The sequence below is a fragment of the Chelatococcus sp. KU-N122 genome (genome assembly GCF_055391085.1).
Genome location: NZ_AP043981.1, coordinates 8787332 through 8799512, shown reverse-complemented (window position 1 = coordinate 8799512; position 12181 = coordinate 8787332). Strand labels below are relative to the sequence as shown.

The following is a 12181-nucleotide window of genomic DNA, read 5'->3' as shown; positions in this document are numbered from 1 at the left end:
GCAAGGCCGGCCAGCGGAGGGCGAGATGAAAGCGATCGATGTGATGGTGAAAGACGTCGTGACGGCCACGCCGGACATGACGATCGCGGACGCGGTCAAGCTCCTGGTCGGGCATGACGTCAGCGCACTGCCGGTGGTCGACGGCGACGGCCGTCTCGTCGGGATTCTGAGCGAGGCCGATCTCCTGCACCGGGAGGAGATCGGCACGGAGCAGCATCGGTCGCGCTGGATCGAGGCGATCCTGCCCGCCCATGTGCTGGCCCACGAATTCGCCGCCGCGCACGGCAAGAAGGTCTCGGAGCTGATGACCGAGGCGGTCGTCACGGCGGCCGAGGATACCCCGATCGGCGACATCGCCGCCCTGATGGAGCGCCATCGGATCAAGCGCGTGCCGATCGTTCAGGATGGCCGCATCGTCGGCATCGTCAGCCGGTCCAACCTCGTCCAGGCGCTCGCCTCCCAGAGCAGCGCCGCCGCCGCGCCCAGCGACGACGACCGGACCATCCGCCTGGACATCCTCGAGCGCCTGAAGCAGCAATCCTGGACCGATTTCGGCGAGCGCAACATCATCGTGCGCGACGGCGAGGTCCACATCTGGGGGCTGGTCGGATCCGAGGACGAGCGCAAGGCGCTTGTCGTGCTCGCCGAGAACACCCCCGGCGTCCGTTCGGTGGTGGACGAGACGCTGCAGTAGCCGCACCGTCCAAGCAGCCCGCCGCGACGCCGCCCTGTCCGGCGTCGCGGGCGATGCGGGCGTGGTGATGTCGTCGCCCCGAGTGATTGCCTCAAGTCGTCGCGTCACGCCGTGACTTCAAGTCGGTGCAGGAGGTCGTTCCCTTACTGGCCAAGCGGGGCCTCCCTTGCTGGCCAAGCCGCGCGCCCAACTGGCCGGTGCCGTCGGGGGTGTTCGGGACCCGGGTGACCGCGGTATTCCAACGCGATCAGAACGGCAGAACGAGACCACGACCATGGACGGCAACGACGATCTGATCCTCATCCTCGATCCCATCCACGAGGAAGGGGTCGGGCGCCTGGCGCGGTCGTTCCGGCTCAAGCTGCCGGGCGAGGCGCTGACCGCCGCGGATCTCGCCGTGGCAGCGGCGGCGGTGGTGCGCACCTCGAAGATCGGCGCCGGCTGGCTGTCGACCACGCCGAAGCTACGCCTTATCGCCAAGCACGGCTCGGGCGTCGACAACATCGACGTGCCGGCCGCCACCGCGCGCGGCGTGCTGGTCGCCAATACCCCCGGCGGCGCCAACTCGACGGCGGTGGCGGAAGGCGCCGTGACGCTGATGCTCGCCGTGCTGCGGCGGGTGCGCGAGATGGACGTCCTCGTGCGTGAGAACCGCTTCAACGACCGCTGGTCGCTCCGGCTCGGCGACCTGACCGGCGGGCGCCTCGGTCTCGTCGGCTTCGGCCAGATTGCGCGCGTGCTGGCGACGATCTGCGGTGCCGGGTTCGGCATGACGGTGTCTGCCTACGATCCCTTCGTCAGCACCGAGGACATGGCCAAGGCGGGCGTGGCGAAGGCCGACGATTTGGCGGCGCTGGCCGCAACGGTCGACGTCCTGTCGGTTCACGTCCCCTTGAGCGCGAAGACCCACCATCTCGTCGGGGCGCGGGAGATCGCGGCGATGCGCCCCAGCGCCGTCATCGTCAACACCTCGCGCGGTGGCGTGGTGGACGAGGCGGCGCTGGCGCAGGCGCTGCGCGACGGCCGCATCGCCGGCGCCGGCCTCGACGTGTTCGAGGTGGAGCCGCCGCCCGCCGACGACCCGCTCTTCCAGCTGCCGAACGTGGTGCTCAGCCCCCATGTGGCGGGCATCACCAACGGCAGCATGCGCGCCATGGCCATGGGCGTCGCCGACATCGTGGAGACCACGCTCGCCGGCGGCCGCCCGGCGACGCTGCTCAACCCCTAGAGCGCTTTGCGATTGGGTGGGCTCACCCAATCGCAAGAAAGCGCTCCAGATTCAAAAGGCTATGAGCATTTCTCTGCCATTGGATGGGTCCATCCAATGGCGAAATGCTCTAGGCGCTGGAGGTGCGCCTGCACCGCCCGGCCTGATCCGCCCTCATCCCTTAGCCGGGCGATGATCCTCTCCGACTGCGACGCCATGAGCGTCCGAGCAGCGGAGCGGGCTCGGATCACTTATTTCTTCATCGCTCCGACGAGGGGGCACTCGCTCTCGCTCAGAGGGCGATATGCGTCTTTGGCCTCGATCTTCTCGATCACCTTGTAGTAGGCCCAAGGCTTTTCGAGTTCGGCCGGCTCCTTCACCTGAACCAGATAAAAGTCGTGAATGAGCTTATTGTCGGCCCGCAGCGTGGCACCGGGCGCGAAGACATCGTCCACGGGCGTGGAGCGCATCTTGTCGAGGACGGCGCCGGTGTCGTCAGATCCGGCGGCCGCGACCGATTTGAGATAGTGCAATACCGCCGAATAGACCGCGGCCTGAGGCGCCGTCGGCATCGCTCCGCGTAGGGCAAAGAAGCGCTTGGCGAACGCCCTGGTGTCGTCGTTCAGATCCCAGTACCAGGCTGTGACGGTCGTGAGGCCTTTTGCCGTTGCCAGGCCCATGCCGTGGACGTCGGTCAGGAACATGAGCTCCGCTACCGGCTTCTGCGATCCGGAGCTCATGCCAAACTCGTTCCATTGCTTCATGGAGCTGACGAGCTGTTCGCCGGCATTGGCGAAGGCGATGACCTTTGCGCCGGAGGCCTTCGCCTGCAGAAGGAACGAGGCATAGTCGGGATTGCCCAAGGGGTGGAAAACCGAGCCGAGCGGCTTGCCGCCCACTGACGCCAGCACGCGCTCCGATTCCGCCACCATGTTCCTGCCGAAGGCATAGTCAGCCGCGATGAAGTACCATGTATCGAAACCTTGTCCGACGAGTTTTCGAATAGGACCTGCAACCAGGTTGTAATTGTCGTGCAGCCAGGCCAGCCCCGTCGGGGAACATTGCTTTCCGGTGATGTCGGTCGTACCGACGGCAGAGTAGATGACGATCTTGTTCCTCTCTCGGGCGATGGACTGGATCGCCAGAGCAACCGCCGAGTTTCCGACGTCGGCCACCATGTCGATACCGTCGGCGTCATACCAGCGACGCACGATCTGCGCGCCGACATCGGCCTTGTTCTGGTGATCCGCAGAAACGATCTCGACCTTGAAAGACGGCATCAGCTTCTGAAAGTCTTCGACCGCGAGCTTCGCGGCCGCGACCGAGCCCAGACCGGCCAGATCGGAGAGCGGCCCCGATTGATCGTTGATGATGCCGATCTTGACGACCCCGCCGGAGATCTCGGCCGTGGCAACGCCGCTCCCGAGCGCGATAGCTGAGATCACGCCTATCGTCGACTTCACGAATTTACTGAAAATGACATGCCGAGATGATGTATTGTGGTCGTGCGCCATTTCTCGCGGTCCCCTGCCGAACCAGCCGATGCGTTCTTGTTGTGCAACAAAGCGTTAGTTGGGCGAGTTAAGCCGGCTTCGCGCGCCGCACTCTTGCTGTTCGCGACATCAAGCTACCGCTCGGCAGGGATGCTCGACAACGCCGCATTTCCGTCATTTTCTGCCATGGGCCGGGCGCGCTTCATCGTGCCGAGCCTATCCGCCGCTGCGCCGACAGCCGATCCGAACATCGACGCTCAGTGGTCGTGCGCTCAGGCGTTGCGAGCCGCGCGGCGCAGGGATCGCGGTGGCTGGCCGAACGCCCGGATGAAGGCGCGGCGCATCCTTTCGGGATCGCGGAAGCCCGTCGTCTCGGCAACACGCTCGATCAGGTCGCCCGATGTCTGCACCCGCTCGCGAGCCACCTCCAGGCGAAGCCTTTCGATGGCCTTTGATGGCGTCGAGCCCGTTTCGGCGGTGAAAATCCGCGCAAAATGGCGCGGACTCAGACCCGCACGTTCGGCCAGTCGTTCAACCGTGAGAGACGTATCGAGATGTTCGCGTGCCCAGGAGAGCAATGTGCCGAAGCGGCCATTTGGCGTCTTCAGCTCCAGCAGCGACGAGAACTGGGATTGGCCGCCGCTGCGGCGATGGTAGAGCACGAGCTGCCGGGCCGTATCCTGGGCAACGGCGTCGCCGTGGTCTTCAGCAACCATCGCGAGCGCGAGATCGATCCCGGCGGTAATTCCAGCGGACGTCCAGACACCGCCGTCGCGAAGAAAAATCCGGTCGGGATCCAGCTTTACCTTCGGGTAGCGTGAGACGAAATCCTGCGCGCGGCACCAATGGGTCGTGGCTTTGCGGCCATCCAAAAGACCCGCCTCAGCAAGAATATAAGCGCCGGAGCACACGCTCGCGACGCGCACGCCGCGTCGAGCCAGCCGGCGTACGAAGGCGAGAGTCTTCTTGCAATCGGTCGCCGTGTCGACACCATTTCCGCCTGCGACGATCAAGGTCGAGATGGAGTCCGCAGAACGCAGGCCGGATGCAAGCATCTCGACCCCGGCGGAGCTTCGCACCGGCCCTGCATTGACGGCGAGCATCCGGACCTGTGGTGCCATCGGAGCGAAGCGTCGGGCAATCTCGAAGACCGAGACCGGACCGGCTGCATCCAGCAACTGGAAGTCCGGAAAAATCAGAATGCCGATCATGGCCACGTCCGCAAACGAGGGAACTGCGTCGTTTCTAATGGAAGGGAGCCATGGCAAGGTGCTGTCGTCAAGCTGGCTGCCAAAGGCTCCAAAATGTCGAAACGACTTAAGATAGGATTGCTTGTATTCCCTCGCATAACGCAGCTCGACATGACTGGTCCGCTCCAAGTGTTCTCGAGCGTACCCGATGCCGACGTGTATCTGGTCTGGAAGCGCATCGAGCCGGTTTCGAGCGACACCCCCCTCACCATAACGCCGACGATCAGCTTCGCCGATTGCCCGCAGCTCGATGTCATCTGTGTGCCTGGCGGCTATGGCACCGATGACCTGCTGTTGGATGATGAGGTTCTGGACTTCCTGCGCGAGCAGGCTCAGCACGCGAGTTATGTCACGTCGGTTTGCACCGGATCACTTGTGCTCGGGGCGGCCGGGTTGTTGAAAGGCTATCGCGCAGCCACGCACTGGAGCGCGGTCGAAGCGCTGCCTCTTCTTGGCGCGACGATCTCTCGGGATCGTGTCTGCATCGATCGCAACCGCATTACGGGTGGCGGTGTGACTGCGGGCATCGATCTTGGCCTGACAGTCGTTTCCAGACTGGTCGACCGTCCGACCGCCGAAGCGATCCAGCTGCGGCTGGAGTATAATCCGGCACCACCTTTTAACGCGGGTTCGCCGGAAACCGCGCCCGCGGAGGTGGTCGCGTTGGCGAAGGGGAGGATGAAGGCGGGGCAGGCGCGACGGCTCGACGTCGTCAAGGCGGCCGCGGCGAGGACGCCTTCATTCGCTTAGCGGGAGATGTCGCCGCAGCCATCGGCCTTAGTCGGCCGCTTCAGCTATATTGCAAGGACCCGGCCATCCATCCGCTCAAAGACTCAAGACCTGAACGAAGTGTTCCCAGCAAATAGGCTGAAGCGGCTGACCGGCGACGTTGCATTGCGGCGCACCTGACCTCAACCCATTGCGGAGTCCGGAGAGTTGCCGCACCGCCGATTTGATATCGTGATCAAGGGGGGCCGCGTCCTCGACCCCGAAAGCGGGCGGGACGAGATCGCCGATGTTGGAATTGCCTCGGGCGTCGTCGCGACAATCGGTCTGATTCCAGCCTCTACGGGCGGCACGGTCATCGACGCTTCGAACAAGACGGTTTGCCCAGGCTTTGTCGACATCCATGCGCACGGCCAATCCGTGGCGGCGGACTGGATGCAGGCGTTCGACGGGGTGACCACGGCTCTTGAATTGGAGGTCGGCGTCCTCCCCGTGGGGGCCTGGTACTACCGGCAGGACAGGGAGAGGCGCGTCCTGAACTACGGCGCCTCGGTGGGCTGGATATTCGCTCGCAAGGAGGTCATGGCCGGCATCGTCCCGGACCCGCAAAAGCATTCCATGCAAATGATGGGGGAAGGGTCCGACAACCGGGGCGGCTGGTCGACCAACATCGCGACGCCGTCGCACATCGCAGACATTCGCGCCGTCATCGAGAAGGGGCTGCGCGAAGGTGGCATCGGGATCGGCATTCCGCATGGTTATGCGCCGGGGGCCGGTGTCAAGGAAATGACCCAGGTCTGCGAGATCGCGGCAAGGACGGGAACGCCGACATTCACGCACGTCCCGTTCATGTCGAACAAGGATCCGCAGAGCTCGGAGGAGGCGTACGTCAGACTGATCGGCTACGCAGCTGCAACCGGCGCTCACATGCACATCTGCCATCTGAACTCGACGTCGCTGCACGATATCAGGCGGTGTCGCGAGTTGCTCCAGAATGCCCAGGCCAAAGGGCTGCCCATAACAGTGGAGGCCTATCCATACGGCACGGGATCTACCGTCGTATCCGCCAGCTTCTTTGCCGCTCCCGATTTCACCGACAGAACTGGCTCGACCTACGACAGCATCGAACTGATCCACAATCGGCACCACATGAAGGATCGCGCCGACCTGCTGTCGGCCCGGGAGGTCGACCCCGCCGCTTTGGTGGTATGGCATTTTCTTGATCTCGAGCGAAGCGAGAGCCATCAGGAGCTGCTCGACTTGTCCGTTCTATACCCGGGTGGATCGATCGCGTCCGACGCGATGCCTTGGGTCGAGCCCGACGGGTCCATCTACCGCGGCGAGGAGTGGCCCCTGCCGAGCAGGCTGTCATCACATCCTCGGTCGGCGGGAACGTTCACCAAGTTTCTCGGCGAGTACCAGAGGTCGCTCGGCAAGATCGGTCTGATGGACGCGCTCGCCAAGTGCACGATCCTGCCGAGCAGAATACTCGAGGGTTGCTTGCCCCAGATGCGCCGCAAGGCGCGTCTTCAGGACGGGTGCGATGCCGATGTTCTGGTCTTCGATCCGGAGACGGTCGCAAGCAGAGCCAGTTTTTCCCATATGACCGCGCATGCCGTCGGCATGGACGCGGTGATCGTGGCCGGCACGCCAGTCATACTTGGCGGCCGGCTCGATACGCAGGTGAGGCCGGGCCGCGCCCTGCGATGCGGCGTGTAAGCCGGTGATCGACGGGCACCCTCGGGATCCTGTTCCTGTCCTGCTCGTCGCCGGCGCGCTCGGCGCCGGCAAGACCACACTGATCAATCGCATCCTCCAAGCGGATCACGGACGCACGCTCGCTGCGGTGGTGAACGATTTCGGTTCGATCAATATCGACGAAGCCATCCTGTCGCTCACCGGCCAGCCCATCTACGGCCTGACGAACGGTTGCATCTGTTGCTCGCTTCAGGGGGATCTGCTGCGCACCTTGCGGACAATCCTCTCGCTGAAAGCGACGCCCGATGGGATCGTGATCGAAGCAAGCGGGATCTCCGATCCCCGCGGCATAATGGAAGCGCTGTTCGATCCGGTCTTGCGCGAAGCTGTCAGACTCGACGCCGTGGTGACAGTCGTCGATGCCGAGGACCATGACCCGACGGATGAACTCTGGAACGCGCAACTCCGTTCCGCCGACTTCGTGGTTTTGAGCAAGACGGCGAGCGCAGACCAAAACAACCTGGTGTCCCTGCGTGCGATGCTCGGCTCGTTGCACAAGAAGCTGGTTTTTTCGGCGGACGAGAATGGCGGGGTTCCGATCGACCTGCTGCTCGGTGCCGGATCGCAGCACAGAGAAACGCATGGCCTCGGGGCGCTCTCGCATATCAGGGATGACCGATTCACGCGCCTTGAATGGACATGTCCAGCGCCTATTTCGTTGCAGCGTTTTCAGTTCGCAATTCAGTCTCTCGCCCCGCAACTGGCGCGCGCGAAGGGGTTTTTCTCCATCGCGGAAAAGCCTGGACAAGGCTATCTGTTTCAACTCGTCGGCCAGCGTGCCAGCCTGGCCCCGGCGATCAAGCCTGTCGTTGTTACGCAGCTCGTGTTCATCGGCAGGGCGGAGATCTTCGATGCCGGACGCGCGAAAGCGGTTCTTGAGTTGATGAGACAAGAACCGTAATCCTCACAGGGACGAAGCAAAGAATGTTTGGATTTCCGTCGGCTCTACGGTAGAGCCGGGATTTATCCGGCGAGCACGTTCATACGGACAATTTGTTGGGAGTGCGCATGGCGCAGACCATTGTTCTTGGGGCGGGCATGGTGGGCATTGCCACGGCCCTGGCCTTGCAGGACCGAGGCCATGACTGTGTGGTCGTCGACCGGTCGCCTCCGGGATCTGAAACCAGCTACGGCAATGCCGGGATCATCCAGGCCGAGGCCGTCGAACCTTACGCTCTCCCTGCGAGCCCGCTGACCTTGCTGCGCATGGCGTTCGGCTGGAAGAATGCCGTCCATATCGACTGGCGCTCGCTGCCACGTCAGGCGCCGGCGCTCTACTCCTATTGGCGCTCGTCGGCGCCGGCCTTCCTGCGAAGGGCCATTCCTGTATGGCAGCAGCTTGTGTCCGAGGCCCTGCCGCGCCACGCCGCTTTGATTGCGGCTTCCGGTGCCGATAACCTCATCCGCAGAGACGGCTACTGGGAGGTCCACGCGACGGAGGCCGGGCTTGGCGCCGCCGTCGTGGAGGCCGAACGGCGGAAGCGTCAGTACGGCCTTGAATTCGCCGCCGCCGATTCGGCAGCGCTGTCGCGCGCAGAGCCCGGCCTGCGAACCGCGTTGGCGGGCGCCATCCATTGGACGTCGCCATGGACTTGCCTCGCTCCCGGAGAGCTTGTCGGCGCCTACGCGAAGCTGTTCGAGAGACGGGGCGGCAAGATCGTGAGCGGCGACGCCTTTTCGCTCGCGCAATCCGGACGCGGGTGGCGCGCCGCCGGCGAAAGCGCGGAACGTGTCGTCGTCGCTCTCGGCCCGTGGTCCCCGGATCTGCTCAAGGCCTTCGGATACCATGTGCCGATGGTGCGCAAGCGCGGCTATCATCGCCATTACGGCGGTGATCACGGTCTCAGCCGTCCCATGCTCCTGGCGGATCATTCCGTGGTTCTATCGCCCATGCTCAAGGGCCTGCGGATTGCGACGGCCGCCGATTTGTCCGCGGGCACGCCACAGACCAATCCCCGCCAGTTGGCACGGGGCGAGGCCGTGGCGAGGTCACTTGTGAATTTGAGCGAGCCCCTCGAAGACATCCCTTGGTCGGGAACGCGGCCATGCCTGCCGACCATGCTGCCGCTGGTGTGCGAAGCCAAACGTCATCCGGGGCTGTGGCTCCACTTCGGTCACGGACATCAGGGATTTACGCTGGGGCCCGTGACGGCCGACCGATTGGCGCGTGCGATCGATGGTGAGACAAGCGCGGTCGACGGTTTGGACGCCGGCGTTCGATAGAGCATTTTCGAGCGAAGTGGATGCCGGTTCGCGTGAAGAAAATGCGATAAAGTAAGTAGATAGAGCATTTCCGCGATTCGGAGAAACGCGGAAATGCTCTAGGGTCCGGATCATTCGCCGTTGCGTCCTCATGCGTGAAGGGCGTGGCCGAGGGCGCTGAGCGCAGCCTCGTGATAGGCCTCACCGAGCGTCGGGTGCGCATGCACCATGGCGGCCACGTCTTCCAGGGTTGCGGGCATCTCGACCGCGCTCACGAAGGCAGCGGCGAGCTCCGAGACGTGAGCGCCGACGGCCTGGATGCCGACGACGACGTGGTCCTCGCGCCGCGCCACCACGCGCACGAAGCCGGCTTCGGCATCCATGGTGAGGGCGCGCCCGTTCGCCAGGAGCGGGAAGGTGCCGACCACGGCTCGGGCCGGCGCGCCGGCCTCGTCGGGCGAGGCGCCCACCGTCACGATCTCGGGATCGGTGAAGCAGACCGCCGGGATGGCGACCGGATCGAAGCGGCGGCGCCGGCCGGCGATGATCTCCGCCACCATCTCGCCCTGCGCCATGGCCTTGTGCGCGAGCATCGGCTCGCCCACCACGTCGCCGATGGCGAAGACGCCGCGCATGGCGGTGCGGCACTGGTCATCGACCAGGATGCAGCCGTCACGGGTGTCCACGGCCATCCGCTCGAGGCCGTAGCCGTCCAGCCGCGCGCGGCGCCCCACGGTGCTCAAGATTTTGTCCGCCTCGATCGTCGCCGCCTCGCCGGCCGCGGTCTCCAGCCGCAGCTGTCCGTCCGAGATGCCGAGCGCCTTGGCCGACAGGTGCACCGCGATGCCCAGGCGGTCGAGGCTGCGCCGCACCGGATCGGTCAGCTTGGCGTCGTAGAGCGGCAGGATGCGCTCCTGCTGTTCCACGATCGCAACGGCGACGCCGAGCTTGCGGAAGGCGATGCCGAGCTCGAGCCCGATATAGCCCGCCCCGACCACCGCCATCCGCTGCGGCAGGGCGGTGAGCGACAGCGCCTCGGTCGAGGAGATCACCGCCCCGCCGAAGGGCAGGGCCGGCAGCTCGACGGGCACCGAGCCCGTGGCCAGCACCACGTTCTCCGCCGTCACGGCGAAGCGCTCCTCGGCGGTCTCCACCGTGCAGGTCTTGGCGTCGGTGAAGACGGCGCGGCCGGCGATGAGGCGCACCTTGGCGCGACGCAGCAGCGCGCTCACGCCGCCGCCCAGGCGCTCGACGATCCCATCCTTCCACGAGACGGTCCGCGCGAAGTCGACGGTGGGCGGCGCGCCGAGACGGATGCCCGCCGGGTCGGCGCCCTGCGCCGCCGTCGCCATCTCGGCGAACCGTGACGCGGCCTGGATCAGGGCCTTGGATGGGATGCAGCCGCGCCGGAGGCAGGTGCCGCCGAGGCCGTCCTCGTCGACGAGGATGGTGTCGAGCCCGAGCTGGCCGGCGCGGATCGCCGCCACGTAGCCGCCCGGGCCGCCGCCGACCACGAGAACCTTGGCCTTGAGCGCGGTCGTCATCGGTTACTCCAAGAACGAGGTCACTCCGAGAACTGGATCACTCCAGGAACAAGGTCGCGGGCTGTTCGAGCAGAGCCCTCAGCCGCTGGATGAATTCGGCCGCGACCCAGCCATCCACCACCCGATGGTCGAACGAGGAGGACAGGTTCATGATCTTGCGGGGGACGAACTGGCCGCCCTCGAAGACCGGGCGGACGGCGATCTTGTTGACCCCGACGATGGCCACCTCCGGCGCGTTGATCACCGGGGTGGTCGCCAGGCCGCCGAGGGCCCCCAGGCTGGTGATGGTGATGGTGGAGCCGCCAAGCTCGTCGCGCGTGCTTTTGCCCTCGCGCGCCGCCTCGGCGAGGCGGGCGATCTCCGCGGCACAGGCCCACAGGTCCAATGCCTCGGCATGGCGCACCACGGGCACGACGAGGCCCGCCGGCGTCTGCGTGGCGATGCCCACGTGCAGGGCCTCGTGCCTGCGCAGCACACCCGCCTCGTCGTCGAATCGGGCGTTCAGCCCCGGAAAGTCGGGCACGGTCCGCACCAGGGCGCGCACGAGGAAGGGCAGCAGCGCGAGCCGCGGCCGGCGCTCCCCGTATTGGTCGTTGAGGGTCTTGCGCAGGTCCTCCAGCGCCGTGACGTCCACCTCCTCGATGTAGGAGAAGTGGGGGATGCGGCGCTTCGCGTCCTGCATGCGCTCGGCGATCTTGCGCCTGAGCCCGATGATCGGGACCTCCTCCACGCCGTCACCCCGGGGCGGCGAAGGCGCTCGGGCGGCCGGGCCGGACTGGCTGCGCGCGAGGTCGACGCGCGTGATGCGCCCGCCCGGCCCGGTGCCCGTCACGAACTGAAGCGGGATGCCCGCCTCGTAGGCGCTGCGGCGCACCGCCGGAGACGCCAGCGGGCGTCGGACGGACGCCGTCGGCGGCGCCGGTTCCGGCGGGTGTCGGCGCAGGGCCTGTGGTGCGGGCGACTCGGTCGGCGGGACGCTTGCCGGCGGCGGCTTCGCCGCGGGTGGCGCCGGCTGGACCGTTGTCGGCTCGGCCGCGGGCGTGAGCGCCTCGGCCTGGTCCGTGTCCGATGTCTCGAACGTCAGCAGCTCGGCGCCCACGGGCACCGTGTCGCCCGGCTTGACGTAGAGAGCGACGACTCGCCCGCTCACGGGCGAGGGGATCTCCACGGTCGCCTTGTCCGTCATCACGTCGACTAGCGGCGCATCTTCCTGCACCACGTCGCCGATCTTGACGTGCCAGCCGGTGATCTCCGCGGTGGCGATGCCCTCGCCGATGTCGGGGAGCTTGAAGGAGAGCTGGCCCATG

At 65.8% G+C, this 12181-nt stretch carries 10 protein-coding genes; 6 read left to right on the top strand and 4 right to left on the bottom strand.

Annotated elements, in window-relative coordinates; translation table 11 throughout:
• Positions 1–25: 25 nt before the first annotated feature.
• Together ACZ5PO_RS39505 and ACZ5PO_RS39500 are read left to right on the top strand one after the other, a co-directional pair.
• Entirely contained in the window at positions 26–694 is a 669-nt protein-coding gene (locus ACZ5PO_RS39505) for a CBS domain-containing protein (protein ID WP_464188912.1), read from the top strand.
• Between the two features lie 274 nt (positions 695–968).
• On the top strand, positions 969–1922 hold the full coding sequence (locus tag ACZ5PO_RS39500; RefSeq protein ID WP_464188910.1) for an NAD(P)-dependent oxidoreductase: 954 nt from the start codon (positions 969–971) through the stop codon (positions 1920–1922).
• Between the two features lie 230 nt (positions 1923–2152).
• Here the strand turns inward: ACZ5PO_RS39500 and ACZ5PO_RS39495 are convergent, their stop codons facing one another.
• Together ACZ5PO_RS39495 and ACZ5PO_RS39490 are read right to left on the bottom strand one after the other, a co-directional pair.
• Positions 2153–3415, bottom strand: coding sequence for an ABC transporter substrate-binding protein (locus tag ACZ5PO_RS39495; RefSeq protein WP_464188908.1), 1263 nt, complete (start codon positions 3413–3415; stop codon positions 2153–2155).
• A gap of 251 nt (positions 3416–3666) precedes the next feature.
• On the bottom strand, positions 3667–4605 hold the full coding sequence (locus tag ACZ5PO_RS39490) for a GlxA family transcriptional regulator (RefSeq protein ID WP_464188906.1): 939 nt from the start codon (positions 4603–4605) through the stop codon (positions 3667–3669).
• A 93-nt stretch (positions 4606–4698) separates the two neighbouring features.
• Between ACZ5PO_RS39490 and ACZ5PO_RS39485 the strand changes: the two genes are divergently transcribed.
• From ACZ5PO_RS39485 to ACZ5PO_RS39470, 4 genes are all read left to right on the top strand, one after another.
• Complete coding sequence (locus tag ACZ5PO_RS39485; RefSeq protein WP_464188904.1) at positions 4699–5394, top strand: DJ-1/PfpI family protein; 696 nt, start codon at positions 4699–4701, stop codon at positions 5392–5394.
• A gap of 186 nt (positions 5395–5580) precedes the next feature.
• Positions 5581–7089, top strand: a complete 1509-nt coding sequence (locus ACZ5PO_RS39480) for an amidohydrolase family protein (protein ID WP_464188902.1) — start codon at positions 5581–5583, stop codon at positions 7087–7089.
• A gap of 4 nt (positions 7090–7093) precedes the next feature.
• On the top strand, positions 7094–8029 hold the full coding sequence (locus ACZ5PO_RS39475; RefSeq protein ID WP_464188900.1) for a CobW family GTP-binding protein: 936 nt from the start codon (positions 7094–7096) through the stop codon (positions 8027–8029).
• 107 nt (positions 8030–8136) lie between these two features.
• Positions 8137–9351: an NAD(P)/FAD-dependent oxidoreductase gene (locus ACZ5PO_RS39470; protein ID WP_464188898.1), complete on the top strand. Its 1215-nt coding sequence runs from the start codon at positions 8137–8139 to the stop codon at positions 9349–9351.
• 128 nt (positions 9352–9479) lie between these two features.
• On the opposite strand, the gene lpdA is transcribed toward ACZ5PO_RS39470, so the two are convergent.
• Positions 9480–10874 (bottom strand): dihydrolipoyl dehydrogenase, encoded by a 1395-nt coding sequence (gene lpdA / locus ACZ5PO_RS39465; RefSeq protein WP_464188896.1) that lies wholly within the window; start codon positions 10872–10874, stop codon positions 9480–9482.
• Positions 10875–10911: 37 nt separating this feature from the next.
• The gene (locus ACZ5PO_RS39460; RefSeq protein ID WP_464188894.1) at positions 10912–12180 is read right to left on the bottom strand and encodes a dihydrolipoamide acetyltransferase family protein; all 1269 of its coding nucleotides are present in this window, start codon (positions 12178–12180) and stop codon (positions 10912–10914) included.
• Position 12181: the final 1 nt, after the last annotated feature.

Excerpts from the sequence above, each read along its gene's own strand:
- ACZ5PO_RS39505 (WP_464188912.1), top strand. The coding sequence starts at position 26 with ATGAAAGCGATCGATGTGATGGTGAAAGACGTCGTGACGGCCACGCCG.
- ACZ5PO_RS39500 (WP_464188910.1), top strand. The coding sequence starts at position 969 with ATGGACGGCAACGACGATCTGATCCTCATCCTCGATCCCATCCACGAG.
- ACZ5PO_RS39495 (WP_464188908.1), bottom strand. The coding sequence starts at position 3,415 with ATGGCGCACGACCACAATACATCATCTCGGCATGTCATTTTCAGTAAA.
- ACZ5PO_RS39490 (WP_464188906.1), bottom strand. The coding sequence starts at position 4,605 with ATGATCGGCATTCTGATTTTTCCGGACTTCCAGTTGCTGGATGCAGCC.
- ACZ5PO_RS39485 (WP_464188904.1), top strand. The coding sequence starts at position 4,699 with ATGTCGAAACGACTTAAGATAGGATTGCTTGTATTCCCTCGCATAACG.
- ACZ5PO_RS39470 (WP_464188898.1), top strand. The coding sequence starts at position 8,137 with ATGGCGCAGACCATTGTTCTTGGGGCGGGCATGGTGGGCATTGCCACG.
- lpdA (WP_464188896.1), bottom strand. The coding sequence starts at position 10,874 with ATGACGACCGCGCTCAAGGCCAAGGTTCTCGTGGTCGGCGGCGGCCCG.
- ACZ5PO_RS39460 (WP_464188894.1), bottom strand. The coding sequence starts at position 12,180 with ATGGGCCAGCTCTCCTTCAAGCTCCCCGACATCGGCGAGGGCATCGCC.